Here is a 26,764-nt window from a genome sequence, read left to right on the forward strand (position 1 = left end):
TCGTGCAGCAGGCCGCCGTGGGCGGCTTACCGAGGAGCGAAACATGACATGTGTATCGGAGGTGATGACACGCGACGCCGCGACCATCGGCCCGACGCAGAGCCTGCGCGAGGCGGCCCGGCTGATGAGCGAGCTGAACGTCGGCGCGCTGCCCGTTTGCGATGGCACGCGGCTGATCGGGATGCTGACGGACCGCGACATCGTCGTGCGCGCGGTGTCGATGGGCGTGCCGCCGAACGAGTCGATCGAGGGCGTCGTCAGCGGACCCGCGAACTGGTGTTATGAGGACGACGACATTTCAGTGGTGCAAAAGAAGATGGAAGATGCGCAGATTCGCCGCGTGCCGGTGGTCGACCGGCAGAAGCGGCTGGTCGGCATCGTCGCGCTGGGCGATCTGGCGACGGCCGCGGACGGCGCGATGTCGTCGACGCTCGGCGCGGTGTCGGCGCCGGCGCGCCCGGATCGGTGAATTGCCATGACAGACACGGAGAACGACATGAACGAAGACAGGGAAACGCAGGTCCGCGAGCGTGCGTACCGGCTGTGGCAGGCAGACGGCGCTCCGGACGGTCGGGCCGACGAATACTGGCAGCGGGCCGAGCAGCAGCTCGATGCCGAGGGCAGCAGCGCGGACGGGCGCGCCGGGCAGACGGCCGATTCGCCGGCCGATCAGTCCGCGAAGCGCCGCATTCCGGGCGAGCCGCTGCAGGACGTCGATGCGGTGCCGACCGGCGAGCTCGCGCATGAAAGGCGGCGTACGCGGTGAAGCGCGGGTAAGGCCGAGCCGGAAGGAGGACGAAGATGACGGCGCATGCGGGCGAAAAGGCGGAAAAGACCGGTAACTTTCGATGCGAGAAATGCAATCGGTCGACGCACGTGCAGGCGGGGCACCCGATCCCGACGTGCCCGCATTGCGGCAACGACACGTACGGCGAGCGAACGCGCGAACCGGGCAACAAGCAGTAAGGTGATGCGGGCGGCGCACTTCGCTTCGCGCGACGCGCAGACCGGCAACGCGCGCCGCGGCGACACGCGTGCTAACCGTCCTCGCCCACTTCGGTCGGGTCCGGCAAGTCGGGCAGGTCGTCGTGACGGTCGTCGCGCTCCGGCGGCGGAATGTCCGGCGTGTCGGTCATATCGTCGTCGTTCGGTGTCGCGTTTGTCGCGGGCGTCGTGATCATGATCGTCCTCCTCGGTGTCGAAAGGGCACCGGCGCGCAGCCGGCATGTCGCTATCGAGCATCGCGCGTGCCACGGGTATTGCCGTTCCTGCATCGGGTGATGCGTCGCTTGTAATTTCTTCAGCGGATTCATCCGCTGGCCGTGCGACGAGGCAGCCCGATAACGGCATGTCGCTTGCTGGAAGCGTTGCAGGCTGCCGCACCGCCCGTCGCCGCGTGGCGCGGCGCAGTCAGCATCCGGACAGGGAGAACGTCATGACGCAGGACACTCAACGACAGCACACCGCGTCGCCCGATGCGGCACGCGAGACGACCGACGCGCCGGACCGGCGCAAGCCGGCGCCCGGTGGCGAATCGACCGCGCGCCGCGGCCATGCGCCCGGTGGCGGCGAACTCGACACGATTCCGGAGGACCAGGCGCGCAAGGTCGTGCCCGACGATCCGCGCCAGACCGAGGTGCGCGATCCGGCCGGCAAGCCGTGGCCCGACGAGCACGACGCGCCGGACGATTCGGGCAGTCGGCCGCGGCCGCTGTAGCGCGGCTCGCGGTGCAGGCCGACGCGGGATGAACCCGGGTGGAGTCTCCGGTCAACGGCACCGGCTGCACGATCCCCCGAGCGGCGCCGTATGCGCGAGCAGCGATCTTTATCACCGCAGCAGATAAACGTATCGGAATCGCTTCGTTGACGCACGCCGGCACGGCCTCGTAGATTCGCGTTTTGACCGAATCAGGGGCCGTGCCGTGACGACTACCGCCATCCGCGACGCCGCAACGCTTTCCGCCGGGCATCCCGCCTTGCGGCCGGACGGCGCGGCGCAGCATTTCGACATCGTGCCGTTCGACGCGCCGCTCGGCGCCGAGGTGATCGGCGTCGACCTGTCGAAACCGCTCCACGACGACGATTTCGCGCGCATCCATCGCGCGCATCTCGATCATCACGTGCTGGTGTTTCGCGACCAGCGCATCACGCCGGACGAGCACATCGCATTCAGCCGCCGCTTCGGGCCGCTGCAGATTCACGTGCTGCATCAGTTCGCGCTGGCCGGCCACCCGGAAGTGCTGATCGTGTCGAACATCGTCGAGAACGGCAAACCGGTCGGGCTCGGCGACGCCGGCCATTTCTGGCACTCCGACCTGTCGTACAAGGAAAAGCCGAGCCTCGGCTCGCTGCTGCACGCGCAGGAATTGCCGGCGGAAGGCGGCGACACGCTGTTCGCGAACATGCACCTCGCGTGGGACACGCTGCCGGCCCACTTGCGCCGCGCGGTCGAAGGGCGGCGCGCCGAGCATACGTATCTCGCGCGCTATGCGGAGCTGCAGGCGCGTAGCCCGTGGCGTCCCAACCTGTCGCCCGAACAGATCGCGCAGGTCGCGGCAGTCGTTCATCCGGTCGTGCGCACGCATCCGGAAACCGGCCGCAAGGCGCTGTTCGTCAGCGAGCATTTCACGACGCGTATCGTCGGGCTGCCCGACGACGAAAGCCGCGCGCTGCTCGACGAATTGTTCGCGCACAGCGTGCGCGCCGAGCACCTGTATCGGCACGCGTGGCGCGACCACGATCTGGTGTTCTGGGACAACCGTTCGCTGATGCATCTGGCCGCCGGCACGCCCGACCACCTGCGCCGCAAGCTGTACCGCACGACGATCGAAGGCGACGCGCCTTTCTGAGCCGCGCGCCGCGTCCTTCATTTCCGTCCCTTTCTGACCGGAGTTCCGATGTCGTTTTCGTTCTTGCCGGCGCGCCGCGCGCTGGCGGCCACGCTCACCGCCGCGCTCGCCTTCGCGGGTGCGGTGATCCCGCAAGCCGCGCACGCGGAGGGCCGCATCCGTATCGCCGAGCAGTTCGGCGTCGTCTACCTGATGCTGAACGTCGTGCGCGACCAGCAACTGATCGAGAAGGAAGGGCGCAAGGCCGGCCTCGACATCAAGGTCGACTGGGTGCGGCTGTCGGGCGGCGCGGCCGTGAACGACGCGCTGCTGTCCGGCGCGGTGGATGTCGCGGGCGCGGGCGTCGGCCCGCTCCTGACCGTGTGGGATCGCACGCGCGGCCGGCAGAACGTGAAGGGTGTCGCATCGCTCGGCAATTTCCCGTACTACCTCGTGAGCAGCAACCCGAACGTGAAGACGATCGCCGACCTGAGCGCGAAGGACCGCATCGCGGTGCCGGCGGTTGGCGTGTCGGTGCAGTCTCGCGTGCTGCAGTACGCAGCGGCGAAGCAGTGGGGCGACAAGCAGTTCGACAAGCTCGACTCACTCACCCAGGCGATTCCGCATCCCGACGCGACGGCCGCGATTCTCGCGAACAGCAACGTGATCACCGGCCACTTCGGCAATCCGCCGTTCCAGGAGCAGGAGCTCGCCGGCAATCCGAACGCGCACATCGTGCTGAATTCGTATGACGTGCTCGGCGGCCCGAGCTCCGCGACGGTGCTGTACGCGACCGAGAAATTCCGCGACGACAACCCGAAGACGTATCGCGCGTTCGTCGCCGCGCTGGCCGATGCCGCACGGCAGATCGCGGCCGACCCCGAGCGTGCGGCCGATACCTACGTTCGCGTGAACGGGTCGAAGATCGATCGCGCGCTGCTGCTGAAGATCCTGCGCAATCCGCAGGTGCAGTTCAAGACCGCGCCGCAGAACACGCTGCCGCTCGCGCAGTTCATGCATCGCACCGGGGCGATCCGCAACGAGCCGAAGTCGTGGCGCGACTATTTCTTCGACGATCCCGCGACGGCAGGCGGCAGTTGAGCGGAGCCGATGCCGCGGCGCCGCGATCGACGCTTATGCGTCGGCGCGGTTTCGATATGCGCAATCGATGGTTGGTCCGCACGGTGCCCGGCCGTATGTTGATGCTTTTCCCGCAAGAGATTCGATCGTGAACGCCACTTCTCCCCGAACCTGGTTGCCGCCGTATGCGGCACGTGGCGGCGTGTCGCCGGCCGCCTCTGCCGTGCCCGATACACGTGCGGAGGATCGCCCGGCCGCGCACGCCGCACCGGCCGGCACGCACAGCGAACGCCTGCTGGCGATCGACCAGGTCAGCCTCGAATACCGCAGCGGCACGCGGATCGTTCGCGCGACGCATCAGGTGAGCTTCGACGTATACGGCAGCGACCGCTTCGTGCTGCTCGGCCCGTCGGGATGCGGGAAGTCGACGCTGCTGAAGGCGATCGCCGGCTTCATCGAGCCCGTGTCGGGTTCGATCGCGCTCGACGGCCGGCCCGTGCGCGGGCCGGGCCCCGACCGCATCGTCGTGTTCCAGGAATTCGACCAGTTGCCGCCGTGGAAGACGGTCGTCGAGAACGTCGCGTTTCCGTTGCGCGCCGCCGCGAAGCTGTCGCGCGCCGAGGCACGCGAGCGCGCGCTGCGCTATCTCGACAAGGTCGGGCTGAGCACGTTTGCCGATGCGTATCCGCATACGCTGTCGGGCGGCATGAAACAGCGCGTCGCGATCGCGCGGGCGCTGGCGATGCAGCCGCGCGTGCTGCTGATGGACGAACCGTTCGCCGCGCTCGACGCGCTCACGCGCCGCAAGATGCAGGAGGAACTGCTGCGGCTGTGGGATGAATTCCGCTTCACGCTGCTGTTCGTCACGCACTCGATCGAGGAGGCGCTCGTGGTCGGCAACCGGATTCTGCTGCTGTCGCCGCATCCGGGCCGCGTGCGCGCGGAGCTCAACAGTCACGAACATTCGCTCGCGAACGTCGACACCGGCGACTTCCGCGACAACGTCGCGCGGATCCACCGCGTGCTGTTCGACACCGACACATCCCGGGCACCCACGACGGAGGACGCCGCATCATGAGTACGATCGATCCGGTCCTGCCGCCGCTGCCGCCCGTGCGCGCCGAATATACGCGCACGCTCGACACGCCGCCCGATGCCGAGCGTGCGGCGCCGGCGCCGTTGCTGCGCCGCGTCGCCGGCGCCGCGTGGTTTCGCCGCGGCGTCATCGCGCTCGTGTTGATCGCCGCATGGGAGATCGTCGCGCGCATCGTCGCGAACGATCTGCTCGTGCCAACCTTCGGCGCGACGCTGGCCGCGTTCGTGCAAGGCATCGAGTCGGGCGAACTGCTGGTCAAGACCGGCATCTCGATGTCCGTGCTGCTGCGCGGCTATGCGCTGGGCGTCCTGCTCGCGTTCGCGCTGACGTCGCTCGCGGTATCCACGCGCATCGGCCGCGATCTGCTGACGATGCTCACGTCGATGTTCAATCCGCTGCCGTCCATCGCGTTGCTGCCGATCGCGCTTCTGTGGTTCGGGCTCGGCACCGGCAGTCTGCTGTTCGTGCTCGTGCACGCGGTGCTGTGGCCGCTCGCGCTCAGCATGTATACCGGCTTCGCCGGCGTGCCCGCCACGCTGAAAATGGCCGGGCGCAATTACGGGCTCACGGGCCTGCGCCAGATCGCGCTGATCCTCGTGCCGGCCGCGCTGCCGTCGATCCTGTCGGGGCTGCGCGTCGGCTGGGCATTCGCGTGGCGCACGCTGATCGCGGCCGAGCTCGTGTTCGGCGCCAGCGCGGGGCAGGGTGGGCTCGGCTGGTACATCTTCCAGAACCGCAACGAGCTGTATACGGACCGCGTGTTCGCGGGGCTTGCGGCCGTCATCGTGATCGGGCTGCTGGTCGAGAACCTCGTATTCGATACGCTCGAACGCGCGACCGTGCGGCGGTGGGGCATTCAGCACTGACGCGTCCGTTCGCGATCAATCCCGGCGCGGGCATAACGTAAGCTGAAATCGGTTTTTCACGCGCGGTGGGCGCGTCTCTATACTTTGCGGACGCGTGTAACAGACGCCGTGTAACGGACGCGTGTAACAGACGCCGTGTAACGGACGTGTGTAACGGACGCCGTGTCGCGCGTTGCCGCGACGCTCCCCATCTCCCCAAACAAGGACCTGCCGAATGACTGCCCGTGACGCCGTCGATCCGCGTGAAGCATTGCGCGACGCGCTTGCCGCGCTGCCCGATCTCGCGACCGCGATCGGGCAGGATGCCGCACAGCGCGAGGCGCGTCGCGAGTTGCCGTTCGAAGGCTTCGCGATCTTCCGGCGCTCGGCGCTGGGCGCGCTGCGGATTCCAGTCGCGCGCGGCGGCCTGGGCGGCACGCTGGTCGACCTGTTCGATACGATCGCGACGCTGGCGGCCGCCGATTCGAATCTCGCGCACGCGCTGCGCATCCACTACGACCAGACCGAGACGCTGCGGCTGTCGCCTCGCACCGCATTCAACGACGTGCAGCTCGAGCGCGTGCTGGCCGGTGCGATCTTCGGCGGCGCGTCGACCGAGCGCGGCACGTCGCGCCCGGGCGAGAACACGACCGTGCTGCGCCGCGACGGCGATCACCATCGCGTGACGGGCCGCAAATACTATGCGACGGGCACCGCGTTCGCCGATTTCGCGCGCATCAACGTGGAGAACGAGCAGGGGGACGCGCTCGCCGTGATCATTCCCGTGGCGCGCGACGGCCTGCAGGTGCTCGACGATTGGGACGGCATGGGGCAGCGCATGACCGCGAGCGGCAGCCTGCTGCTGAACGACGTGCAGGTGTTCGCGGACGAAGTGGCCCCGCGCGACGGATCGACGCTCGTCGGCCGTCATTGCGGCGCGCTGCGGCAGCTTCATCTCGTCGCGACGGGCGCGGGCATCGTGCGCAACGTGGTGGCCGACGCGCGCCGCTATGTGCTCGCGCACGGCCGTCCCGCGCTGCACAGCCCCGCGCCGACCGCGCGCGACGATCATTTCGTCCAGCAGATCGTCGGCGAGCTGTCCGCGCACAGCCACGCGATCGATGCGCTCGTGCGAGAAAACGCGCGCGCGCTCGACCGCTCCGCCGACGCAATCGAAGCGGGCGCCGCCGATGCGGATGCGCTCGTGCTCGACAGCGCGCTCGCCACTGCCCGCACGCAGTTGATCGTCAGTAAGCTCGCGCTGCATGCGGCCGAGCGGCTGTTCGAAGTGGGCGGCGCGTCGGCGACGGCGCGCACGCACAACTTCGATCGCCACTGGCGCAACCTGCGCACGATCTTCAGCCACAACCCGCTGCTACACAAGGCGCGTGTGGTAGGCGATTACGAATTGAACGGCGTGACGACGCACCTGACCGAAGGGCGCGTGTTCTGACGACGGCCACCGCCGGCTATGGCGGTGCCGGCACGCCGGGCTTCGAATCCGGCTTCAACGCCGCAAGCCGGCTTCGCGCAGCAGCGGCAGCACGCGCTCGCCGAAGAAGTCGAGATCGGGCTTGAAATCGTAGAAACTCAACTGGATACCGTCGATGCCCGCGCGGTGCAGCCGCACGATGGTATCGGCGACTTCGTCGGGCGCGCCGGTGATCGAGATGTTGCCGCCGATCGCGCGTGCGGCGGCCTGCGCACGCTGCTCGAAACCGCCGCGCCACGCATGTGCGTCGCTGTCGAAGCGGTGGAAGCTGCCTTCGTCCGCATGCGCGACGATCGCGTCGCGGTACGCGCGCGCTTCGGCCGCCGTCTCGCGGCAGATCACGAGCGGATTGAGCAGCGTGCGGATCGTGCGGCCGCGCGCGGCGGCGGCGGCCTTCACGCGTGCGGTGTGCGCGGGCAGCGCGTCGATCGCGCGTTCGGCGTCGGGGCCGGCCGGGCTCGTGACGAACACGATGTCCGAATAGCGTGCGGCGAACGCGATGCCCGCGTCGGAGCCCGTCGCGTTGATCAGCAGCGGGCGGCCATAGCGCGGCTTCGGCGTCACGAATGCGCCGCCCAGCCGCCAGCTCGACAGTTCGGGCGTGTAGCTGAAATTATCCGGTTGCGCCCACAACTGCTGGACCGCGTCGAGGAATTCCGCGGCCATCTCGTAGCGCCGGTCGTGTTCGATCCGGTTCCAGCCGAACATCTCGTGCTCGATCGCGCGATGGCCGGTCACCACGTTGATGCCCCAGCGTCCACGCGAGATGTGGTCGAGCGTCGCGGTGAACTTCGCGAAATGGAGCGGATGCCACGGCCCGTAGAGCACGTGGCTCGTCGCGACGAGGATGATCCGCTCGGTGCGCGCGGTCAGCGCGGCGAGCGTCATGAACGAGTCGAGCGCCTGACCGTCGAACACGCCGCCGTAGCCGCCTTTCGGCAGCCACTGCGACAGCGCGAACACGAGATCGAAGCCGAGCGCTTCAGCGCGCGCCACGAGATCGGCGTTGTAGTCGAACGTCCAGTCCGTTGTGCGCGGCAGCGTCGATGCGCTCCATCCGCCGGCCTGGATCGGCAGGAACAGCCCGAGCATCAACGGCTGCGCGAGCGTGCGCGACACGGGGCTGTCGGGGAAATCCGCCGGCGAACGCACGTCGACGAACGGCGACGGCGCGAGCGGGGCGGTGACGGAGGAGTCGCTCATCACGGGGTCCTTGCTGAAAGGTGCGGCGCGACGCACGCGGGTGCGCGGCTCGATGCGGCGGCAAGCGGTGCGGGACGCGTCATAGCTTGCCCGGCCTCGGATCGGGCACGAAGCCGTCGCGGTTCGGCATCCGCACGCGCGGCAGCGTGCGCGCGTCGAGCCGGGCGTCGCCGGGCACGATGCCGTTCAGGTGGAGAACATACGCGGTGACCGCATAGACGTCGTCCGCGCTCAGCGATTGCGGCGCGTTGTACGGCATCGCCCGGCGAATGTAGTCGAACAGCGTCGTCGCGTAGGGCCAGTAGCTGCCGACCGTCTTTCTGGGCTTCGCGCTCGCGAGCGAGCCGATGCCGCCGACGAGCGGATCGCCGACGCCGCCTTCGCCGCCGGCGCCGTGACACATCGCGCATTTGTCGGCGAACACATGGCCGCCGCGTACGACCGTGCCCGCGCCGGGCGGCAGGCCGCTGCCGTCCGGCGCGACGTCGATGTCCCACGCGGCGAACGCCGCGCGATCGGCCGGCTGCCCGAGGCCGAAGCCGGCGCCGAACGCGCCCGACGTCATCATGCAGGCCGCCAGCAGGCAAGCGAGCGGCTTACGCATTGCGCACCTCGCCGTCCGTGCCGACACGCCAGTTCTGGATGCCGTTGTAGTGGTACTGCGAGTTCAGGCCGCGCGCGGCGACGAGCGCGTCGCGGGTCGGCTGCACGTAGCCGGTCTCGTCGGTCGCGCGGCTTTGCAGGTCGGCCGGCTCGCCGCGCCATACCCAGTCGGCCTCGAAGCGCGTCAGCGCACGGTCGCGTACGTCGCCGGCGAGCCGCGCGGGGCGCCACGTGCGGCCGCCATCGGTCGACACGTCGACGGCGCGAATCCGGCCGCGGCCCGACCACGCGTAGCCGCCGATCGCGTAATAGCCGTGCGCGGCGAGCCGATGGCCGGCCGACGGCCGCGTGATCACCGACTTCGCGTCCATCTCGAACACGAACTGCCGCGCGCAGCCGTCGGGCAGCAGGTTCGTGTATTTCGACGTTTCCTCGCGCGTCATCTCCGGCGCACGCACCAGCTTCAGCCGTCGCAGCCACTTGATGTTCGTGTTGCCTTCGAATCCCGGCACGATCAGCCGCACCGGGTAGCCGTTCTCCGGACGCAGCCGTTCGCCGTTCTGCGCATAGACGACCAGCGCGCGCTCGAGGATCCGGTCGAGCGGCAGGCTGCGCGTCATCGCCGCGCCGTCCGCGCCTTCGGCGAGCAGCCAGCGTGCGTCGGGATCGATGCCCGTTTCGTCGAGCAGCGTCGACAGCCGGACGCCGGTCCATTCGCAGCACGACAGCAACCCGTGCGTGAACTGAACGGGCAGCCCGCTCGGGCCGTTCCATTCGCTGCCGGTGTTGCCCGAGCATTCGAGGAAGTGGATCCGCGATTCGGACGGGAAGCGCAGCAGGTCGTCGAGCGTGAAGACGCGCGGCTCGCGCACGAGGCCGTGCACGACGACGCGATGGCGTTGCGCATCGATGTCCGGCACGCCCGCGTGATGACGCTCGTAGACGAGCCCGTTCGGCGTGATGTCGCCGAACAGGTCGGCGAGCGGCGTCATCGACGAGCCGGAACCGGGTAGCACAGGGGGGCGGGCGCTGCGACGGATCACGTCGCGCTCGTGCTGCCCAGGCATACCGTACGGTGGCGACAGCAGCGGCGCGCCGGGCGCGCGCGTCCACGGCGGCACGTCGAGCGGCGGGCTCGCGAGCGCGCCGCCCGCAGGCAGCATCGCGGCCGCCCAGCCGCCGGCGAGCTGACGCAGCGCCGCGCGTCGGCCGGCGCGCGGCGCACGGGGAGGGAAACGGGAATCGGTCATGGTCGAACGCGTGTCGCGCGCGGGGGCCGCGCGCAGGGAAACGATCATTTTCGGCAACCGGGCGCGGCGCGGCAAACAACGATTCCCGCTTTGCTTATCGTGACGATTGCGCCGCGCCCGATGCACATGCCGTCAGAACTTCACGCGCAGCCCGCTGACGAATGCAAGCTGACGATTCGTCGACGATGCGCTGCCGATGTTCGAGATCGCTGCGATCTTGCGATAGCCGCCCGAGGTCGAGGTGCTCGCATCGCCGGCCGCGAGCTGGTAGATGCCCGACACGTAGATATCGGTGCGCTTCGACAGCGCATAGTCGAACCCGAGCGTGAACTGGTGCCAGCGCGGTTTCAGCGTCTGGCCGCTCGTGCCCGGCAGGCCGCTCGCGCGCCCGTCGGTAAACGTATAGACACCGATCAGCGTGGCCGCCGGCGTGAGCTGGTAGCGCGCGTTCACGTCGTAGTTGTTGAACTTGCGCGACGAGCCGTCGAGATAGTCGAGCTGCGTGTGGCTCCACGCGAAGCCGAGCGTCGCGCGGCCAAGCGCGTAATTCGCGCCCACCGCGCCGATCTGCTGCTTCAGTACGCCGCCGTTCAGCCCGTAGAAAAACGCGCCGCTGTAGTCGTTGCCGGTGGTCGAGGTCGCACCGCCCACCGCGCCGCTCGTATTCGACGCCGCATTCGGATGATTGAACCGCACATAGCCGCCGCCGAACGACAGCGGCCCGTTCACGTAGTTCGCCGATGCACCCCACGCGTTGTTGTTCGAGAATCCGGTGCCCGCGCCGCCATTGGCCTGGTTGCTGAACGCATAGAGTAGGTCGGCCGTGAAGCCGGCGATCGTGTCGCTGCGGAACTTCACCGCGTTGTTCAGCCGGAAGCTCTGGTTCAGGTTGTCGTTGTCGCCCACGTGCGTGGCCGGCGACCAGAAACCCGGCCCCGAGTACGGCGCGACGAGATCGGTGATCGGCTCGTACTGACGGCCGAACGTCAGCGTGCCGAGGCCTTTCTTGCCGAGGCCCACGTACGCTGAGCGGCCGAACAGGCGGCCGCCCTGGCCGAGCCCGCCGTCGCTCGGGCGGAACCCGCTTTCGAGCGTGAAGACCGCCTGCACGCCGCCGCCGAGATCTTCCGCGCCTTTCAGGCCCCAGCGGCTGCCGCTCAGCTTGCCGCTCGTCTGCTGGATGTTGCTCGCGCCGCCCTGGTTGTTCGTATACGCGATGCCGGCATCGACCACGCCGTACAACGTCACCGAACTCTGCGCATGCGCGCCGACCGAACCGATCGAAACCAAACCCAGTACCACCGTTTTTTTGATCATGACCATCCTCTGTTTTTATCAGTACGTTTGTGAGGATCACGATGCTATTGACGATGGACGCGCCGATGAACGGCCGATCCGTGGTTTGTAATTCGCTGCGCGGCCGATTTGTAATGTGCGCTGTCGTCGGCCCGGCAGGTGCGCCGCGATCGCGTCCGGCGCGCCTGCTGCGGCGAACGCATCGCGCCGACCGCGAACGTCGCTCGCCGGAAATGCACGTATGCGGTCATATCGATCGATGAAATCATTCGATATGCGCAATACCCGTCGTTTGCACGGCGATGCGTTTACGCAACGACCGCTAGGCGGCGACCGGACGATGCGCTATGCGCGTTCGCATATCGATTTCGCAAAACGTTGGTAGGGCCGCGCGGGGCGCAACGGTAGAGTCTGGCATCCGGCCGCGGGCCAGCATGCCTCGTGAGCGGCAGGGCGCTCGGCATGCGCGCTTGCCGATTGGGCCGATCAACGACAAAGGAGCCGTTTGACATGAGTCGCGATGTACTGTTTCTGCTGGAACCGGGCTTTGCCGATCCGAAGCATCCGGGCCGGCGCTTCGTCTGTCCGCATGGACTGCCGATCGAGGGGCTGCTGGCGAGCGCGCCCGATCTCGCGGCGCGCCTCGACGTGGAGCGCGTCGGCTTCGAGCGGCCGCGGCCTGCGGTGATCGACGCGCTCGACGACGCGCACCAGGGTCTGCCGGTGCTCGTGCTGGGCCGCGACCGGCCCGCGCCGGACGATGCGCAGACGCTCGGCGACGTGCGCTTCGTCACCGACGCGCGCCGCATCCTCGAACTGCTGGCCGAGCGCCACGGCTTTCCGGCGCTGCATTGACGCGGCGGTTTCGCTTTCCATCCGATTCCATCCGATCGACAGGAGCATCCGATGTCGTCAATGTCGGCGGTACGTCGCCGCCTGCTGCTTGCCGGCGCCGCAGTGGCGGCGCATCCATTGGCCGCGTTCGCCGCGCCGGCCGCCGACGCCGATCTGGCCGGCACGACGTTGCGCGTCGCGACCTACAAGGGCGGCTGGCGCGCGCTGCTGCAGGCAGCCGGGCTCGGCGACACGCCGTACCGGATCGAGTGGCGCGAGCTGAACAACGGCGTGCTGCATATCGAGGCGCTCAACGCGGACGCGCTCGATATCGGTTCGGGTAGCGAAATTCCCGCCGTGTTCGCCGCGCGCCAGAAAGCCAATGTGAGATTCATCTCGCGTGTGCGCGAAGACCTGAACAACCAGGTCACGCTCGCGCGCAAGGACACGCCGATCCGCGGCATCGCCGATCTGAAGGGCAAGCGCGTCGGCTACGTGCGCGCGACGACCTCGCACTATTTCCTGTATCGACAACTGGCCGAAGCCGGCCTGAGCTTCGACGATATCCAGCCGATCAACCTGTCTCCGACCGACGGGTTGTCCGCGTACGATCGCGGCGACATCGACGCGTGGGCGATCTATGGCTACAACGGCCAGCTCGCGCGCAATCGCTACGGCGCCCGCGTGCTGAAAACGGGGAAGGGCTATCTGTCGGGCAATTTTCCGGTGTACGCGAATCCGCGCACGCTCGACGACGCGCGCCGCCGCGCGGCAACGGGCGATCTGCTGCTGCGGTTCCGGCGTGCGTATGCGTGGGCGAACGGGCATTTCCGCGACTACGCCATCGCGCAGAATCGCGAGACGCGCGTGCCGGTTGCCGACCTCGTCACGATGTTCGACCAGCGCAGCGAGGACTACGCGCTGCTGCCGGTGACGCCCGACGTGGTCGCCCAGCACCAGCAGGTCGCAGACGTGTTTGCCCGCATCGGCGTGCTGGACGGGACGGCCCATGTCGCCCCGTTGTGGGACACGTCGTTCAATCCGCTGGTTGCGGCGGGATGATGCGAAACCCGCGCGGCCGCCGACCGCCTGCGCGTACAGGCGGCCGGTTGGCACATTCCCGTCATTCACTCGAGCGCCGCGTGACCATGACCGAATCGCTCTCCTCCGAAGCGAGGCCCCGCCACGCCACGTTCGGCGTTCGACGCGTTCACCCGCACGCCGTCAGTTCACCCCGACCGCGCTCCACGCGCGCGCGACCGTCGCGCTTTCGGCCGAGTTCACGCCGTACAGGTCATTCGCCGCCTGGATCGACGCACGCCGCGCGTTCGGGTAGCTCGAGTTGGCGTTCAGGTACACGGTCAGCGTCCGGTACCAGATCTTGCCGGCCTTGTCGCGGCCCAACCCGCTGAAGGTCGTGTCGCCGTTGCAGACCAGTTGCGTCCTCGACAGGCCGGTGTCGGTGGACGGCACCGTCGGCCCTTCCGACAGCAGGTAGAAGAAGCGGTTGCCGACACCCGACGTGAAATGCGGATCGTGGCGCGGATTCGACCACGAGAAGCCGCCGGACGGATAGCAGCTGTACGACCGGCCGTCGAGATCCTGCTTGTACATCTTCCGCAGGCCGCCGCTCACGACGCGCGCCCCGATCACGTAGTTGCCGGGATCGTTCGGATTGTTCGCATAGAACTTCACCAGCGTGCCGAAGATGTCGGACGTCGCCTCGTTCAGGCCGCCCGCGTCGCCCGAATAGTTCAGGTTGGCGGTGGCCTCGGTCACGCCGTGGCTCATTTCGTGCCCGGCAACGTCGACCGACACCACGGGTTTCGGCAGGCGCGTGCCCGGCTCGCCGTCGCCGTATGCCATCACGCGCGACGACAGCCATGCCGCGTTCGCGCCGGTCGTGCCGCTGCCGGTATTGAACACCACGTGGGCGTAGCTTTTCACGCCGCGGCCGTCGTTGAAGATGCCGTTGCGGTTGTGCGTGGTCTTGTAGTAGTCCCAAGTCAACGCGAGCCCGTAGTCGATGTCTGCCGCGACGGTCTGCCGGTCGGTGGTCGTATTGTTGCCCCACACGTTCGTGCTGCTCGTGAAGATCGGCAGGTCGGTCGCCTGTTCGACTTCGTCCGAGCTCAGCCCGCGGCCATCGTAGACGGAACCGCCGCCGCGGCCCGGGTCGAGCATCCGGTACGCGTTCGTGCCGGTCTGGTCCGTCGTGAGCGTCAGGTTGCCGTAGTACAGCGAGCGTCCGGTGCCGGTCGCGGCGGCGGTCTTGATCAGGTCCTGTGCGTCGAGCACGGTGCCGGTGCGTGCATCGACGTAGTACAGCACGGCGTCGCCGTGCGTATCGGTCGCCTTGCCGTAGACGCGCACCGCGTAGGCCAGCGTCGGCGTGATGTCGCGTGCGAACACGACGAGTTCCGGGTCGTCGACGCGGCGCACGTCCGAGTTGAAGCGTGCGGCCGCGATGTGTCTGGCCCGCGTCGCGCCTACGTCGGGTGCGTTGCGCACCACGGCGCGGTTCCCGACCTTGCCGATCGTGCCGGCGAGATTGATCGGTGCGAGCTGGGTCACGCTGGCCTGCTTCAGTTGCCCCTTGCTCGAGTGGACCACCACGTCGCCGCCTATCACGGGCAGGCCCGCATGGAACCGGTCGAAGCGCACGTGCTCGGTGCCGTCGGGATCGACGATCACGTCACGTACCTGGAACTGATCGCCATCGGTCGGTGCGGTTGCTTGCGGCCCTGCGAACTTCAACGTGCGTGCCGTGCCGCCGGTAGCCACACTGAAGGCGGCCGGGTTCTGCTGGATCAGTTGCAGCGCCTTGTCGACTGCGGCCGGCGGGTCGCCGGCCTGGGCAAAAGCGCTGAGACTCGCGATGGTAATCGCGGTGATGGGCAGCAGTCGAGACAGTTTCTTCATGTAATTCCCCAGGTTATGAATGGGTTTGTTCGAGGAATGCATCAAGTGATGACTTTTAAACAAGACATGTCGCGAACAGCAGGGGGATGCTAGGAGGTCGTTTTTATAATTACAAGATATTTTCTTTATTATTAATTTTTCATTTCGCTGCCGTTAATCAAGTCGGTATTTGGTGAGGAATTTTAAATGGTTATTTCGGGTGCGGCGGGAATATCGGAGGCGGCCCACTGCGGTGGATAACGTCGAAACTTTGTGATATTCGGGCGAGGCAGGTGTGATCAGATGAAGTACCCGGTGGCGTTTGCGCGGTTGGCCGTCGGTGCATCAAAAACGACCTATTTAGAGAGAGGCCGGCGGGGAGGGGACTGCGATTTCCGGGCGCGGGGTCGGAGGCTCGTGCACCTGCCCCGGCCCCTAACCCCGACGTCCGCCGCTCTGCTAGGCGTGCGGCCTCACAGGAATACCCGAGACCGCCCCAACGGCCGGCGGCGCCAGCGGCCTGCTATCGCGTCGGGGGGGAAGCAGATAGCACATTTTGCTATCATTCACCCGTCTGGTGATATCAATTTCTGATATCGCCCACCCATGAAAACGAAACGCGCTCGCACGCTGACCGCGATCTATACGAAGCCAACCTTCGGCGGCATCGTGTGCGCGGATATCGAAGCTTTGGTTGTCGCGCTGGGCGGCAGCATTCACGCAAGCGCCGGGTCGCGCATCGCCTTCAAGCTGAACGGGGGGGCGCCGATACCTGCATCGCCCGCATCCACGAGGCAAAGCGCTATCAGGTGGAGGATGCGCGCGACTGGTTCAACGAATAGGGGATAAAGCCATGACCAACGCAATGACGTACAAGGGCTATTACGCTCGCGTCGATTTTGACGGCCGCGACAATATTTTTGTCGGGCACGTGCTCGGCGTCGACGACAAGATCAGTTTTCACGGTGAGACGGTCGCCGAGCTGACGCAGGATTTTCATGCGGCCGTCGACCACTATCTCGAAGAATGCGCACGCATGGGGCGATCACCGCAAAAGCCTGCGTCTGGAAAGCTGATGCTGCGACTCAATCCTGAGACACACGCGGCCGTCGGTGTCGCGGCGGCCGTTGCAGGCGAGAGCGTGAATCAATGGTCGGAAGAGGTATTGGGGCGCGCCGCGCGCGAAGTGCTCGAACGTGCTGCACACGCCTGATAGAGGTTGTTGGAAATATGACGTATCGGGTCGATGGCTCTCGCGCGATCTGATGGCCGAAACCAGCGTCACGCAATCTTATTATCGACGACAAAATCGCGCGGCAGACCGACGAGCGCGGGTGGACGGATAAAGAGGTTCAGGCGACCGTTGACGATGGCCCTGCAGGGACGACGATGGACAATCGGGGGGCATCGAAGACTCCGGATGGTATTCCCAGAAATGACCCGGCGACTGTGTATGGGTCACAGGATGGTTATGTCATAGTAAATGACATAACCGGAGAAGTTCTCCAGGTGAGCGGGAAGAATGATCCAACATGGATTCCCGATGGTCGGATCAAATGGAAATGAACACAATGAATATCGATCATCACCGCGTATACGATTCATCGAATGATTTTTTCTCCCTTGCTGGCAGTATTGTGATGAAACTCACGGCAGAAGCGGCAATCGCTGTTTGCGAGCAAGCAGCCAAACATGGTGTGGTTGTCGCTCGAATCGAAGGTGGAATCTGGCGTAACCCCGGATTCGAAGCGAGAGTCGATTGTATTTGGGATGGCGCTGATCCTCCCATTGACTTGGACACTGCCCAACAAAATAACAAAAGGGCAGCCGAGTTCATTCGGTCGGAGAGTCCTCCTCATGACGTTTTCTTGGTGACGGCCCCGCCGATGACAGGCTGGAAACCCAGACGGCACGCCGATCCTTGACAACCTATGTTGTTCCTACTCGACGCTACCCCTTAGATAAAACATTGAAATCTAGGGGCGACGGAGGTGCAGAAAGCTTTGTCAGGACTCGCTTTCTTTGAATGGACTCGCGTCCGGTCGCAAGAATGCTAGTTAGCTCCACAATTCATCAATGGTTCTCGCAATTTTACATAATAACGTTTATCAATTTAAAAGGGTCGAGTCCAAAACCAACCAGAGCCCCCATCCCCGTCGAGAAGGTATGCATATTGCACCGCAGCCTCGTCTTTCCCGACCAAAACAGGAGAACCGATGAGCGATCCCACCGCAAACTCCCGGACGGCTGCAAAAGCAGTACCGTCCCCACGAGATCCCCATCTTCGCGCGTTGGCGAACTGTATCCGCTTCCTCGCCATGGACGCAGTACAGAAAGCCAACAGCGGCCATCCTGGTGCGCCGATGGGGCTGGCCGACGTCGCGACGGTCCTGTTCAAGGAGTTCATGCAATTCGATGCATCGGCGCCCCACTGGATCGATCGCGACCGGTTGATCCTTTCAAACGGGCACGCGTCGATGCTGCTCTACAGCCTTCTCTATCTCACCGGCTACGCCGACATGACCATTGACGAGCTGAAGCGGTTCCGGCAAGTCGGCAGCAAGACGCCGGGTCATCCGGAGTACTCGCACGCCGACGGAATCGAACTGACTACCGGCCCCCTCGGACAAGGCATCGCGGAATCCGTCGGCATGGCGTTGGCCGAGCGTGTGATGAATGCGCACTTCGGCGACGATCTCGTCGATCACTACACATACGTATTTCTCGGTGACGGTTGCCTGATGGAAGGCATCAGCCACGAGGCCATTTCGTTGGCCGGCCACCTACGGTTGGGCAGACTGATCGCGTTTTGGGACAACAATTCGATTTCCATCGACGGCGCCACCCGGCTCGCGGTCTCGGACAACGAGATCGAGCGCTTTCACTCGGCGGGATGGCACTTCCTGGAAATCGACGGTCACGACACGGATGCGATCCGGAACGCTATCGCGACCGCCCGCGCAACGCCTGACCGGCCGACCCTGATCGCATGCAAGACGATCATCGGGTTCGGCTTTCCGACGAAGGCTGGAACCGAGAAAGCCCATAGCGATGCGCCGGGCGAGGATGAAATCGCGGGCGCACGCCAGGCCCTCGATTGGCATTCGCCGCCGTTTGAAATCCCGGATGACTTGCTGAAAGCATGGCGGGAGATCGGCGCGCGCGGCCGCAAGACGAGACTCGCGTGGGATGAGCGTGTCCGCCGGGCGCCGCAGGCGCTACGCACCGAATTCGACCGGCGCAATGCCGGAAAGCTCCCGGATAACTGGCAGGCGGCGATCGCGGCGGCACGGCAGGCATTTATTGCCAGTGGCAGTGCAATGGCCACCCGCAAGGCCAGCGGTGCGGTGCTCGATCATCTCGTCGACGCGATTCCGGAATTGCTGGGCGGCTCCGCGGATCTGACGCAGTCCAACAATACGAGGACGAAGAACCAGATCGCGATCGACCCCGGCCGGTTCAAAGGTTCATACCTCCACTACGGCGTGCGCGAACACGGCATGGCCGCGGCCATGAACGGCATCGCGCTTCATGGAGGCCTCATTCCGTACGGTGGCACCTTCCTGTGTTTTTCGGATTACTGCCGTCCGGCGATCCGGTTGAGCGCGATGATGCGGGTGCGATCCATCTTCGTGATGACGCACGATTCCATCGGTCTCGGAGAAGATGGCCCGACTCATCAACCCGTCGAACACCTTGCCGCCCTTCGGGCCATTCCCCAACTCGCCGTCTACCGGCCGGCCGATCCGGTCGAAACGGCAGAATGTTGGGAGCTGATTCTCGAACAGCCCCGCCGGGCTGCACTCCTCGCATTGTCGCGCCAGCCGGTGCCGCTTCTGCGCAACGAGCCTGGAAACGAAAACAAGTCGGCGCGGGGCGCCTATATCTTGCGGGAGGCCGAGGGCGGGCCGCGCCGACTCACGCTGCTCGCGACAGGTTCGGAGGTCGACCTCGCCGTCCAGGCACGCGACATCCTGCAACAGGAAGGAGTGCCGACGGCCGTTGTATCGATGCCGTGCCGCCTGCTCTTCGAGGAACAGTCACGCGATTATCAACGGGCCGTGCTCGGCACGTCTCCTGCGAGAGTCGCGGTCGAGGCGGCCGTCGAACTGGGATGGGAGCGGTACATCGGTCCGCAAGGCCGGTTCGTCGGAATGCACAGCTTTGGCGAGTCCGGGAAAATCAAGGACGTGTACGGGAAGTTCGACATTACGGTCGACGCGGTTGTTCGCGCGGCGCATCAGGCGTTATCCGAAGCGTGACATTGCCGCGATCCGCCTGAGATGCGATGACTTCGCAGGGCGCGTAGACATGCCTGGAGAAGTGGGCGGCCTCCATTTTCGGTGGATTCTCGCGTAGCGTTAGAATAGCGCCCCTTCTCATGGGAGACGACAATGTCCTGGTTCGTTTATGAAGTGCCCGAGTACCACGAAGACGCCGCGCGCATCGAACCCTTCAGCGACCTGCGTAGCCGCGTGCTGAAAGTCGGCGGCCCGGCCATGGCAGACGACCTGGAAAGCGTTCGCGAAAACGCCGCGGCGACGGCGGACACGCCGGAGCGCCCGCTGCGTACACCGGAAAATCCGCAGGTCTTTCCGATTCCTTACGCCGACTCGATGATCCTGGTCGGATTTATCTTCGATCTGAAACGCGAATTCCGGCAACTGGTCGTGTCGCCCGTGGAAATGCCCTGGCTGAAAGACGCGTAAAGCATGGCTCCGGCGTGATGTCGTACACGGCGATTCGTTCGCGGATCGTCGTGACGATACTGTCCGGATCGGCACGCGCGCAGGCCGGTGCGCGCCGTTCGTACGCTAGAAGCGATGCCGCAGCCCTGCCAGCACCGCGATCTGACTGCCGCCCCCACGTACGAGCTTTATCTGCACTGGCATCCGCGCTTTCATCACGAGCCGGCCAACCGCTGGATCCGCGACGCGATGAGCGAACTCGTCAAGGGGCCGATGCAGCACGCGCCGTTGCCGAATACGAAGCGGATGCGGACGACGGGGGCGCAATAGCCCGCGCGGTGGCGGCGGGCCGCGGTGATCGCCGTGCGGCTCGCGCCGCGTGGCCGGAAAGGAGCAGGCGCGACCCGACCTCCACGATGGACGTAATCGCCGGCAGCAGTCCCTGGACCAGCGGCGTCAATTTTCGGCGACAACGAATGGGGCCGTACCGCTCGGGTCGGGATCCGCATGCGCGTGGCCCGCGCCTTGCTCACTGCAAGGTGCGCAACATTCCCCGTTGCGACAAGGAGCGCAAAATGACACGTCAACAGCAACAGCCGGACAAACAGGACGGCGACGCGAAACCTGCCCAGAAACCCGACGACGGGCAGTCGACCTTCGAAACCGATATTTCAGAAACCGGCGACGACGGTACCACGGTGCGTCAGGCCGAGGTTCGCGAGGACGACCTCTCCGAAGTGAAGCCGCCGTCGGGCCCGGCGCGTTGAGCGCACGAAACCGGCGCGACGGCGTAGCCACGCCGCCGCGTCTATTCGCATGCGTTGCAAATTCCGCCTTTTCTTCCTCTCCGTGTCCCCTCTCTCCACCAGCCGCCAATGCGCGGCAGCGAGCCGGCTACGCGCCACGTGACCGACTACATGCGGATCGCGTGCGCTCCCCTCTTGAAATTCGCTCGACGCATCCTATTTTAGGTATCGCTCAAGGCAGTCGCGGTTTACGCGCTGCGTGTTTCGATTTGTTAGTCAGCGACCCTCATCGCGGATGGACGAACTGGAGCGCGTGGTCCGGTTCATCCCCCGCAGGGGTACAACAGGAGCGAGTCATGAGCGATATCTTCTTCCCCTCCGATCTGCTGGCGGAATTCGACCGCCTGCAACGGCAGATGGCCGGCATGTTCACGGGTTTTCCGGCCAGCCTGCGCGCCCCGCGGCCCGGTGCGTTTCCACCGGTCAATATCGGCAGCACCGACGATACGGTCGAGATCGTCGCGTTCGCGCCGGGTCTCGACCCCGCGAAGATCGACATCTCGGTCGATCGCCGGCTGCTGACGATCAGCGGCGAGCGCACGCCCCCGGACGGCGCCACGGCCGACGACGAGCGGCGCGTCTACGCGAACGAGCGGTTCATGGGCGCGTTCCGCCGCGTGGTCGAACTCCCGCCGCATGCGGACCCCGACAAGATCGAGGCCCGCTATACGAACGGCTGCCTGACGATCACCGTCGGCAAGTCGGAAGCATCGAAGCCGCGGGCGATTACCGTCCAGTAAACAACAGCGCAACGTCACGAACGCATGACGGAGGACATCATGAGTGACACCAACACGACTGAATTGACGACCCGTTCGGCCGATACCGGGACGGCCGTGACGAGCCGCGAACCGGCTCAGCGCGACACGCCGCGCACGCGGATTGCGCCAGCCGTCGACATCGTCGAGGATACGCACGGCATCACGTTGTACGCGGACTTGCCGGGCGTGCCGCGCGAAAAGCTCGACGTCCGCGTGCATGACGGCAGCCTTGCGATCGAAGCGGAGGCCGTCATTCCGACGCCACCGGGGCTGCGCCTGCAGCACGGCGAAGTGCAGCATCCGCACTTCTCGCGCGCCTTTACGCTCAGCCCGGACTTCGACGTGTCGCGCATCGACGCGCAACTGCGCGACGGCGTGCTGAAACTGAGCATCCCGCGGCGCGAAGAAGCGAAGCCGCGGCGCATCCAGGTGACGGCGGCATAAGCGGACGCGCCGGCCGCGTTTCATCGACCGGCGCGACCCGCGACGCTTGCCGGCATCCCGCGCTTGCGCTCGCGGCATGAAGTGCTGGCGCCCCGCTTTCGCGGCGGCGCCAGCGCGTCGTCACACCTGTCCAATTTTCCTGCAGGAGGCACCCGATGCATACCAACAGGACGCTCGAACATGGCGGATATGAGGTCCGGGCCGTGGTGACCGACACGGAGACGGGCCGCTACTCGGCGGCGGCGATCCTCACGGATCGCGACGGGGAAACCCGGACGCTCGGCGTCGACGGCGACTTCGCCGATACCCGCGAAGCATGCGACCAGGCGCTCGAACTCGCCGTCGCGTGGATCCAGCGACGGTCCGTCGTGTCGGACCGGTATGTCAGACGTAATCGAGCCGGGTCAAGCAGCGATTCGGATCGCGAACGGCGCACGCGACGCCAGGACGGTCGGCCGATCATCCGAGCCACGACCTGATAGTCGCTCGCATCGCGCCGACCGAGATCCCGTACCGCTCGTGCAACGTCGGCAACGCGCCCGCTGCGAGATACGCATCCGGCAGTGCGATCTGCCGAAATGGTACGGTAACACCGGCCCCGAGCAACGCGGTCGCCACCGCTTCGCCAAGCCCGCCGATCGCCGTATGGTTCTCCGCGACGATGACCATGCGCCCTTTGCGCGCGGCCTCGCGGACGATGGTCGCCGTGTCGAGCGGCTTGATCGTCGGTACGTGCAGCACGGCGACGTCGACGCGGTCGGCTTCGAGCGCCTTCGCGACCTCGAGCGCGCGCATCGTCATGATGCCGGACGAGATCAGCAGGACGTCGTTGCCGTCGCGCAGCAGCTTGGCCTTGCCGAGTTCGAAACGGTAATCGTATTCGTCGAGCACGGCCGGCACGTTGCCGCGCAGCAGACGGGCATACACCGGCCCGTTGTGCGCGGCGATGGCCGGCACCATCTGCTCGATGTCCAGCGCGTCGCACGGATCGATCACGGTCATGTTGGGCATCGCGCGCATCAGCGCGAGATCCTCGGCGGCCTGATGGCTCGGCCCGTAGCCGGTCGTGAGCCCCGGCAGCGCGCAGACGAGCTTCACATCGAGATTGTCCTCGGCAATCGCCTGATGAATGAAGTCGTACGCGCGGCGCGTTGCAAACACCGCATAGGTCGTGACGAACGGCTGCGCGCCTTCGTGCGCAAACCCGGCCGCGGCGCCCATCAGCAATTGCTCCGCCATGCCCATCTGGTAGTAACGCTCGGGAAATGCCTTCGCGAAGATGTGCAGGTCGGTGTATTTGCCGAGATCGGCCGTCATGCCGATCACGTTGCCGTTCGTGCGTGCGAGTTCGGTCAGCGCATGGCCGAACGGCGCGGCGCGGGTCGCCTGCCCTTCCGCCGCGATGGAGGCGATCATCGCCGAGGTCTTCAGGCGCGGCTTGTTGTCGACGGTGCTCATGCGTGTCTCCCTGCTTCGAGTGCGTCGAGCGCGAGTTGCCACTCGTGCGCATCGACCCGGATGAAATGGCTTTTCTCGCGTGCTTCGAGGAACGGCACGCCGCACCCCATCCTCGTGTCGCAGACGATGATGCGCGGCTGCGGCGCGTGATGCAGGCGCGCGTGGTCGAACGCGCGCTTGACCGCATCGATGTCGTTGCCGTCCACGCGTTGCACGTACCAGCCGAACGCCTCGAGCTTGTCGACCAGCGGCTCGAACGCCATGATCTGGGTCGACGGGCCGTCGGCCTGCTGGTTGTTCACGTCGACGATCGCGATCAGGTTGTCGAGCTTCCAGTGCGCGGCCGACATCAGCCCTTCCCAGATCGCGCCTTCGTCGAGCTCGCCGTCTGAGAACAACGTATAGACGAACGCATCCGAGCCCTTGCGCTTCAGGCCGAGACAACGGCCGACCGCGATCGTCAGCCCCTGCCCGAGCGAGCCGCCGGACATTTCCATGCCGGGCGTGTAGCTCGCCATGCCGGACATCGGCAGGCGACTGTCGTCGCTGCCATAGGTTTCGAGTTCAGCGGCCGGCAGGATGCCAGCTTCGAACAGCGCCGCGTACAGCGCGATCGCGTAGTGCCCGTTCGACAGCAGGAAGCGGTCGCGCCCTTCCCATTCGGGATCGTCGGCGCGATAGCGCATCGCGCCGAAATACGCGACGGCCAGCACGTCGGCGATGTCGAGCGCCTGGCCGACATAGCCCTGCCCCTGCACTTCGCCCATCAGCACGGCATTTCTTCGGATGCGGTACGCGCGCTCGGCGAGCGTGACCGGTTCATGAATGGTTTCGGTATCCATCGATATCTCCAGTATCAGGTGGGAAGGAATACGAATCGAATCAGCGGTTGACGGATCGGGGCACGAGGAACACCAGCAGCGCGCCGGCCGTGATCGCGATGGAGATGAACACGAGTCCCGCGGTCGACTTGCCGGTCAGGTCGTTCAGCCAGCCGACGATCGCCGGCGAGAAGAAACCCGCGAGGTTGGCAAAGCAGTTGACCGCGGCGATGCCGGCTGCCGCCGACATCCCGCCCAGCAATGCGGTGGGCAGCGACCAGAACTGCGACGACGACGCGAGGATGCCGGCGGACGCGATACTCAGGCACACGATCGACGCGCCGACGCTACCGAGCATCGGCAACGTCGCAAAGCCCGCCGCCGCGACCAGCATCGGCACCGCGAGATGGAAACGGCGCTCGCGGCGGCGATCCGCGCTGATGCCGATCAGCGGCAGCGCGACGATCGCGCAGGCATACGGAATCGCGGTCAGCAGGCCGACCCACAGCGGATCGGCCACGCCCGCCTTGCGGATGATCGTCGGCAGCCAGAACGTGAGGCCGTATTGCCCGAGCACGACGCAGAAGTAGATCGCCGCCATCAGCCAGAGGCGACGGTCCGCGACGAACGTACGGATCGATGCATGGGCAGTGGTGTGCTCGGCGTCGGCCGATACGTTGCGTGCGAGCAAGGCCTTTTCGGCGTCGGTCAGCCATGTCGCGCCGGCGATGCCGTCGTCGAGATACAGCAGGATCGCGAAGCCCAGCACGAACGACGGCAGCGCCTCGAGCAGGAACAACCACTTCCAGCCGGCCAGCGACATTGCGCCGTGCAGCGCATGCATGATCGCGCCCGACAGCGGCCCGCCGACGATCCCGGCGAGCGGAATCGCCATGAAGAACAGCGACAGCGCCTTCGCGCGCCGCGCGGACGGGAACCAGTACGTGAGGTACAGGATCACGCCCGGCGCAAAGCCCGCTTCGGCGACGCCGAGCAGAAACCGCAGCGCGTAGAACGCGGTGGGCGACTTGACGAACACGAAGCTCGCCGAGATCACCGCCCACGTCAGCATGATGCGCGCGAGCCAGCGGCGCGCGCCGACGCGATGCAGGATCAGGTTGCTCGGCACCTCGAACATGAAATAGCCGAGGAAGAAGATGCCCGCGCCCATGCCGTAGACGGCCTCGCTGAAACGCAGGTCGTTGAGCATTTGCAATTTCGCGAACCCGACGTTGACGCGGTCGAGATACGCGCCGAGGTAGCACAACATCAGGAACGGGATCAGCCTGCGCGCCACCTTCGCGTACGTGGCGGTCTCGAAGGTCTGCGCGTCGTCCCGTTGCAGCGTCTCGCCCTGAACCGGCGATGCGGGGTACTTTGCTCTCATGTCTGTCTCCTGCCATGGCCCCGGGTTGTCCCGGGTGCATAATGGTCGGCGCCACTTATCGGGCGACGCCGTTCTCAGTGAATCAGCATCCCGCCATTGACGTCGAGCGTGACGCCCGTCAGGTAGCTCGACAGGTCGCTCAGCAGGAACAGGCACGCATTGGCGACATCGGCGGCATCGCCGAGCCGGCCGAGCGGAATGCCCTTGATGATGTCCTCGCGCATGTCGGGCGTCAGCTTGTCGCCGGTGATGTCGGTCTGGATCAGGCCGGGCGCGATCGAATTGACGCGGATACGGTCGGCGCCGAATTCGCGCGCCATCGCCTTCGCGAGGCCGAGCACGCCGGCCTTGGCGGCGCTGTAGTGCGGCCCGCCGAAAATGCCGCCGCCGCGTTGCGCGGAGACCGACGACATGCAGACGATGCTGCCGCCGCGCTGCGCCTTCATCGCGGGCAGCACCGCTTGCGACATGTACAGCGTGCCGCGCAGGTTCACGTCGACGATCGCATCGAAATCGCGCGCCGAGATATCCAGCGTGCGCACGGGCTGCGTGATGCCGGCGTTGTTCACGAGGCCGTCGATGCGGCCGAAGCGCTCCAGCGCCGCGCGGGCGGCCGCCACGCATGCGTCGCGGTCGGTGACGTCGCATGCGAGGCCGAGATGGTCGCGGCCGAGTTCGGCGGCGGCCGCTTCCGCGTCTTCGCGGCGAAGGTCGAGGATCGCCACGCGCGCGCCCTGCGCGGCCAGCGCGCGGGCCGTCGCCTTGCCGATACCGCGTGGCGACGCGGCGCCGGTCACGATGATGGCCTGGTTGTCGAGCAACATCGCTTGTCTCCTGTGTTGATGTGTTGTCCGGAGTGTCGGCTCACCGGGCACCCGCATCAACGCGGAAACGTTCAGCCATAGTTGAGAAAATTTCAGATATCGGCCGGCTGCCGGTGCTGCACCGCAATATCGGGGGCACGCCGCCGG

30 protein-coding genes and 1 pseudogene are annotated in these 26,764 nt (G+C 66.1%); 21 read left to right on the forward strand and 10 right to left on the reverse strand.

What is annotated here, in order from left to right:
* Positions 1-43 precede the first annotated feature (43 nt).
* The 3 genes from WS64_RS16505 to WS64_RS16515 are packed head-to-tail and all read left to right on the forward strand — an operon-like array spanning position 44 to position 966.
* Positions 44-469, forward strand: a complete 426-nt coding sequence (locus tag WS64_RS16505; protein WP_059575150.1) for a CBS domain-containing protein — start codon at positions 44-46, stop codon at positions 467-469.
* Positions 470-496: 27 nt separating this feature from the next.
* On the forward strand, positions 497-766 hold the full coding sequence (locus WS64_RS16510) for a DUF2934 domain-containing protein (protein WP_167351628.1): 270 nt from the start codon (positions 497-499) through the stop codon (positions 764-766).
* A gap of 35 nt (positions 767-801) precedes the next feature.
* Complete coding sequence (locus tag WS64_RS16515; RefSeq protein WP_060967007.1) at positions 802-966, forward strand: zinc ribbon-containing protein; 165 nt, start codon at positions 802-804, stop codon at positions 964-966.
* Between the two features lie 71 nt (positions 967-1,037).
* Here WS64_RS16515 and WS64_RS34935 read toward each other — a convergent pair whose 3' ends face one another.
* A complete protein-coding gene (locus WS64_RS34935; RefSeq protein ID WP_167351629.1) occupies positions 1,038-1,181 on the reverse strand; it encodes a hypothetical protein in 144 nt (47 codons plus the stop codon).
* Between the two features lie 254 nt (positions 1,182-1,435).
* Between WS64_RS34935 and WS64_RS16520 the strand changes: the two genes are divergently transcribed.
* The 6 genes from WS64_RS16520 to WS64_RS16545 all read left to right on the forward strand — a co-directional run bounded on the left by WS64_RS16520 (position 1,436) and on the right by WS64_RS16545 (position 7,302).
* Positions 1,436-1,717, forward strand: coding sequence for a hypothetical protein (locus WS64_RS16520; protein ID WP_060967008.1), 282 nt, complete (start codon positions 1,436-1,438; stop codon positions 1,715-1,717).
* A 205-nt stretch (positions 1,718-1,922) separates the two neighbouring features.
* On the forward strand, positions 1,923-2,849 hold the full coding sequence (locus tag WS64_RS16525) for a TauD/TfdA dioxygenase family protein (protein ID WP_060967009.1): 927 nt from the start codon (positions 1,923-1,925) through the stop codon (positions 2,847-2,849).
* 48 nt (positions 2,850-2,897) lie between these two features.
* On the forward strand, positions 2,898-3,929 hold the full coding sequence (locus WS64_RS16530) for an ABC transporter substrate-binding protein (protein ID WP_060967010.1): 1,032 nt from the start codon (positions 2,898-2,900) through the stop codon (positions 3,927-3,929).
* 67 nt (positions 3,930-3,996) lie between these two features.
* A complete protein-coding gene (locus WS64_RS16535; protein ID WP_060967011.1) occupies positions 3,997-4,986 on the forward strand; it encodes an ABC transporter ATP-binding protein in 990 nt (329 codons plus the stop codon).
* Positions 4,983-5,870 (forward strand): ABC transporter permease, encoded by an 888-nt coding sequence (locus WS64_RS16540; protein WP_060967012.1) that lies wholly within the window; start codon positions 4,983-4,985, stop codon positions 5,868-5,870. The genes WS64_RS16535 and WS64_RS16540 overlap by 4 nt, the downstream gene beginning before the upstream one ends.
* A 214-nt stretch (positions 5,871-6,084) precedes the next feature.
* The gene (locus tag WS64_RS16545; RefSeq protein WP_060967013.1) at positions 6,085-7,302 is read left to right on the forward strand and encodes an acyl-CoA dehydrogenase family protein; all 1,218 of its coding nucleotides are present in this window, start codon (positions 6,085-6,087) and stop codon (positions 7,300-7,302) included.
* A 54-nt stretch (positions 7,303-7,356) separates the two neighbouring features.
* Here WS64_RS16545 and WS64_RS16550 read toward each other — a convergent pair whose 3' ends face one another.
* The 4 genes from WS64_RS16550 to WS64_RS16565 all read right to left on the reverse strand — a co-directional run bounded on the left by WS64_RS16550 (position 7,357) and on the right by WS64_RS16565 (position 11,714).
* A complete protein-coding gene (locus tag WS64_RS16550) occupies positions 7,357-8,544 on the reverse strand; it encodes an LLM class flavin-dependent oxidoreductase (protein ID WP_060967014.1) in 1,188 nt (395 codons plus the stop codon).
* A gap of 79 nt (positions 8,545-8,623) precedes the next feature.
* Positions 8,624-9,148: a c-type cytochrome gene (locus WS64_RS16555; RefSeq protein ID WP_060967015.1), complete on the reverse strand. Its 525-nt coding sequence runs from the start codon at positions 9,146-9,148 to the stop codon at positions 8,624-8,626.
* On the reverse strand, positions 9,141-10,397 hold the full coding sequence (soxC, locus tag WS64_RS16560) for a sulfite dehydrogenase (RefSeq protein WP_060967464.1): 1,257 nt from the start codon (positions 10,395-10,397) through the stop codon (positions 9,141-9,143). The genes WS64_RS16555 and soxC overlap by 8 nt, the downstream gene beginning before the upstream one ends.
* Before the next feature lie 132 nt (positions 10,398-10,529).
* Complete coding sequence (locus WS64_RS16565) at positions 10,530-11,714, reverse strand: porin (protein WP_059575242.1); 1,185 nt, start codon at positions 11,712-11,714, stop codon at positions 10,530-10,532.
* A 489-nt stretch (positions 11,715-12,203) separates the two neighbouring features.
* Between WS64_RS16565 and WS64_RS16575 the strand changes: the two genes are divergently transcribed.
* The gene (locus tag WS64_RS16575; protein WP_060967017.1) at positions 12,204-12,548 is read left to right on the forward strand and encodes a DUF3088 domain-containing protein; all 345 of its coding nucleotides are present in this window, start codon (positions 12,204-12,206) and stop codon (positions 12,546-12,548) included.
* Between the two features lie 51 nt (positions 12,549-12,599).
* The gene (locus WS64_RS16580) at positions 12,600-13,589 is read left to right on the forward strand and encodes an ABC transporter substrate-binding protein (protein WP_060967018.1); all 990 of its coding nucleotides are present in this window, start codon (positions 12,600-12,602) and stop codon (positions 13,587-13,589) included.
* A 162-nt stretch (positions 13,590-13,751) separates the two neighbouring features.
* Here the strand turns inward: WS64_RS16580 and WS64_RS16585 are convergent, their stop codons facing one another.
* Complete coding sequence (locus WS64_RS16585) at positions 13,752-15,449, reverse strand: M4 family metallopeptidase (RefSeq protein ID WP_060967019.1); 1,698 nt, start codon at positions 15,447-15,449, stop codon at positions 13,752-13,754.
* 832 nt (positions 15,450-16,281) lie between these two features.
* Here WS64_RS16585 and WS64_RS16595 point away from each other — a divergent pair.
* The 10 genes and pseudogenes from WS64_RS16595 to WS64_RS16630 form a co-directional block, all read left to right on the forward strand.
* Positions 16,282-16,641: a type II toxin-antitoxin system HicB family antitoxin gene (locus tag WS64_RS16595; protein ID WP_059637421.1), complete on the forward strand. Its 360-nt coding sequence runs from the start codon at positions 16,282-16,284 to the stop codon at positions 16,639-16,641.
* Positions 16,642-16,736: 95 nt separating this feature from the next.
* On the forward strand, positions 16,737-16,994 hold the full coding sequence (locus WS64_RS32975) for a colicin E5-related ribonuclease (protein WP_244166620.1): 258 nt from the start codon (positions 16,737-16,739) through the stop codon (positions 16,992-16,994).
* Positions 16,961-17,353: a colicin immunity protein gene (locus WS64_RS32980; protein ID WP_244166606.1), complete on the forward strand. Its 393-nt coding sequence runs from the start codon at positions 16,961-16,963 to the stop codon at positions 17,351-17,353. The genes WS64_RS32975 and WS64_RS32980 overlap by 34 nt, the downstream gene beginning before the upstream one ends.
* 291 nt (positions 17,354-17,644) lie before the next feature.
* Positions 17,645-19,690, forward strand: a complete 2,046-nt coding sequence (gene tkt, locus WS64_RS16600) for a transketolase (RefSeq protein WP_060967020.1) — start codon at positions 17,645-17,647, stop codon at positions 19,688-19,690.
* 132 nt (positions 19,691-19,822) lie between these two features.
* Positions 19,823-20,137 (forward strand): hypothetical protein, encoded by a 315-nt coding sequence (locus WS64_RS16605; RefSeq protein WP_060967021.1) that lies wholly within the window; start codon positions 19,823-19,825, stop codon positions 20,135-20,137.
* A 114-nt stretch (positions 20,138-20,251) separates the two neighbouring features.
* On the forward strand, positions 20,252-20,446 hold the full coding sequence (locus WS64_RS16610) for a hypothetical protein (protein WP_060967022.1): 195 nt from the start codon (positions 20,252-20,254) through the stop codon (positions 20,444-20,446).
* A gap of 245 nt (positions 20,447-20,691) precedes the next feature.
* The gene (locus WS64_RS16615) at positions 20,692-20,883 is read left to right on the forward strand and encodes a hypothetical protein (protein ID WP_059637432.1); all 192 of its coding nucleotides are present in this window, start codon (positions 20,692-20,694) and stop codon (positions 20,881-20,883) included.
* 335 nt (positions 20,884-21,218) lie between these two features.
* Positions 21,219-21,662, forward strand: a complete 444-nt coding sequence (locus WS64_RS16620; protein ID WP_059577984.1) for an Hsp20/alpha crystallin family protein — start codon at positions 21,219-21,221, stop codon at positions 21,660-21,662.
* A gap of 39 nt (positions 21,663-21,701) precedes the next feature.
* A complete protein-coding gene (locus WS64_RS16625; RefSeq protein WP_060967465.1) occupies positions 21,702-22,127 on the forward strand; it encodes an Hsp20/alpha crystallin family protein in 426 nt (141 codons plus the stop codon).
* Between the two features lie 155 nt (positions 22,128-22,282).
* Positions 22,283-22,519, forward strand: a pseudogene (locus WS64_RS16630) (hypothetical protein); the annotation flags it as partial.
* A 67-nt stretch (positions 22,520-22,586) separates the two neighbouring features.
* Here the strand turns inward: WS64_RS16630 and WS64_RS16635 are convergent.
* The 4 genes from WS64_RS16635 to WS64_RS16650 all read right to left on the reverse strand — a co-directional run bounded on the left by WS64_RS16635 (position 22,587) and on the right by WS64_RS16650 (position 26,617).
* The gene (locus tag WS64_RS16635; RefSeq protein WP_060967023.1) at positions 22,587-23,585 is read right to left on the reverse strand and encodes a transketolase family protein; all 999 of its coding nucleotides are present in this window, start codon (positions 23,583-23,585) and stop codon (positions 22,587-22,589) included.
* Entirely contained in the window at positions 23,582-24,427 is an 846-nt protein-coding gene (locus WS64_RS16640; protein WP_060967024.1) for a transketolase, read from the reverse strand. Before WS64_RS16640 ends, WS64_RS16635 begins: the two co-directional genes overlap by 4 nt.
* Positions 24,428-24,467: 40 nt before the next feature.
* Positions 24,468-25,793, reverse strand: a complete 1,326-nt coding sequence (locus tag WS64_RS16645) for an MFS transporter (protein WP_060011052.1) — start codon at positions 25,791-25,793, stop codon at positions 24,468-24,470.
* Between the two features lie 74 nt (positions 25,794-25,867).
* Positions 25,868-26,617, reverse strand: coding sequence for an SDR family NAD(P)-dependent oxidoreductase (locus tag WS64_RS16650; protein WP_059637448.1), 750 nt, complete (start codon positions 26,615-26,617; stop codon positions 25,868-25,870).
* Positions 26,618-26,764: the final 147 nt, after the last annotated feature.

Origin of the sequence: Burkholderia anthina (genome assembly GCF_001547525.1) — a bacterium.
Lineage (GTDB): Bacteria > Pseudomonadota > Gammaproteobacteria > Burkholderiales > Burkholderiaceae > Burkholderia > Burkholderia semiarida.

What these genes read in the sequence shown, in the direction of transcription:
- WS64_RS16530 (WP_060967010.1), top strand. Translation starts at nt 2,898, where the DNA reads ATGTCGTTTTCGTTCTTGCCGGCGCGCCGCGCGCTGGCGGCCACGCTC.
- WS64_RS16650 (WP_059637448.1), bottom strand. Translation starts at nt 26,617, where the DNA reads ATGTTGCTCGACAACCAGGCCATCATCGTGACCGGCGCCGCGTCGCCA.
- WS64_RS16535 (WP_060967011.1), top strand. Translation starts at nt 3,997, where the DNA reads ATGGTTGGTCCGCACGGTGCCCGGCCGTATGTTGATGCTTTTCCCGCA.
- tkt (WP_060967020.1), top strand. Translation starts at nt 17,645, where the DNA reads ATGAGCGATCCCACCGCAAACTCCCGGACGGCTGCAAAAGCAGTACCG.
- WS64_RS16555 (WP_060967015.1), bottom strand. Translation starts at nt 9,148, where the DNA reads ATGCGTAAGCCGCTCGCTTGCCTGCTGGCGGCCTGCATGATGACGTCG.
- WS64_RS16585 (WP_060967019.1), bottom strand. Translation starts at nt 15,449, where the DNA reads ATGAAGAAACTGTCTCGACTGCTGCCCATCACCGCGATTACCATCGCG.
- WS64_RS16610 (WP_060967022.1), top strand. Translation starts at nt 20,252, where the DNA reads ATGCCGCAGCCCTGCCAGCACCGCGATCTGACTGCCGCCCCCACGTAC.
- WS64_RS16625 (WP_060967465.1), top strand. Translation starts at nt 21,702, where the DNA reads ATGAGTGACACCAACACGACTGAATTGACGACCCGTTCGGCCGATACC.
- soxC (WP_060967464.1), bottom strand. Translation starts at nt 10,397, where the DNA reads ATGACCGATTCCCGTTTCCCTCCCCGTGCGCCGCGCGCCGGCCGACGC.
- WS64_RS16520 (WP_060967008.1), top strand. Translation starts at nt 1,436, where the DNA reads ATGACGCAGGACACTCAACGACAGCACACCGCGTCGCCCGATGCGGCA.
- WS64_RS16580 (WP_060967018.1), top strand. Translation starts at nt 12,600, where the DNA reads ATGTCGTCAATGTCGGCGGTACGTCGCCGCCTGCTGCTTGCCGGCGCC.
- WS64_RS16550 (WP_060967014.1), bottom strand. Translation starts at nt 8,544, where the DNA reads ATGAGCGACTCCTCCGTCACCGCCCCGCTCGCGCCGTCGCCGTTCGTC.
- WS64_RS16540 (WP_060967012.1), top strand. Translation starts at nt 4,983, where the DNA reads ATGAGTACGATCGATCCGGTCCTGCCGCCGCTGCCGCCCGTGCGCGCC.
- WS64_RS16595 (WP_059637421.1), top strand. Translation starts at nt 16,282, where the DNA reads ATGACCAACGCAATGACGTACAAGGGCTATTACGCTCGCGTCGATTTT.
- WS64_RS16615 (WP_059637432.1), top strand. Translation starts at nt 20,692, where the DNA reads ATGACACGTCAACAGCAACAGCCGGACAAACAGGACGGCGACGCGAAA.
- WS64_RS16645 (WP_060011052.1), bottom strand. Translation starts at nt 25,793, where the DNA reads ATGAGAGCAAAGTACCCCGCATCGCCGGTTCAGGGCGAGACGCTGCAA.
- WS64_RS16640 (WP_060967024.1), bottom strand. Translation starts at nt 24,427, where the DNA reads ATGGATACCGAAACCATTCATGAACCGGTCACGCTCGCCGAGCGCGCG.
- WS64_RS16620 (WP_059577984.1), top strand. Translation starts at nt 21,219, where the DNA reads ATGAGCGATATCTTCTTCCCCTCCGATCTGCTGGCGGAATTCGACCGC.
- WS64_RS16545 (WP_060967013.1), top strand. Translation starts at nt 6,085, where the DNA reads ATGACTGCCCGTGACGCCGTCGATCCGCGTGAAGCATTGCGCGACGCG.
- WS64_RS34935 (WP_167351629.1), bottom strand. Translation starts at nt 1,181, where the DNA reads ATGATCACGACGCCCGCGACAAACGCGACACCGAACGACGACGATATG.
- WS64_RS16605 (WP_060967021.1), top strand. Translation starts at nt 19,823, where the DNA reads ATGTCCTGGTTCGTTTATGAAGTGCCCGAGTACCACGAAGACGCCGCG.
- WS64_RS16565 (WP_059575242.1), bottom strand. Translation starts at nt 11,714, where the DNA reads ATGATCAAAAAAACGGTGGTACTGGGTTTGGTTTCGATCGGTTCGGTC.
- WS64_RS16515 (WP_060967007.1), top strand. Translation starts at nt 802, where the DNA reads ATGACGGCGCATGCGGGCGAAAAGGCGGAAAAGACCGGTAACTTTCGA.
- WS64_RS16575 (WP_060967017.1), top strand. Translation starts at nt 12,204, where the DNA reads ATGAGTCGCGATGTACTGTTTCTGCTGGAACCGGGCTTTGCCGATCCG.
- WS64_RS16505 (WP_059575150.1), top strand. Translation starts at nt 44, where the DNA reads ATGACATGTGTATCGGAGGTGATGACACGCGACGCCGCGACCATCGGC.
- WS64_RS16635 (WP_060967023.1), bottom strand. Translation starts at nt 23,585, where the DNA reads ATGAGCACCGTCGACAACAAGCCGCGCCTGAAGACCTCGGCGATGATC.
- WS64_RS32980 (WP_244166606.1), top strand. Translation starts at nt 16,961, where the DNA reads ATGGATTCCCGATGGTCGGATCAAATGGAAATGAACACAATGAATATC.
- WS64_RS16510 (WP_167351628.1), top strand. Translation starts at nt 497, where the DNA reads ATGAACGAAGACAGGGAAACGCAGGTCCGCGAGCGTGCGTACCGGCTG.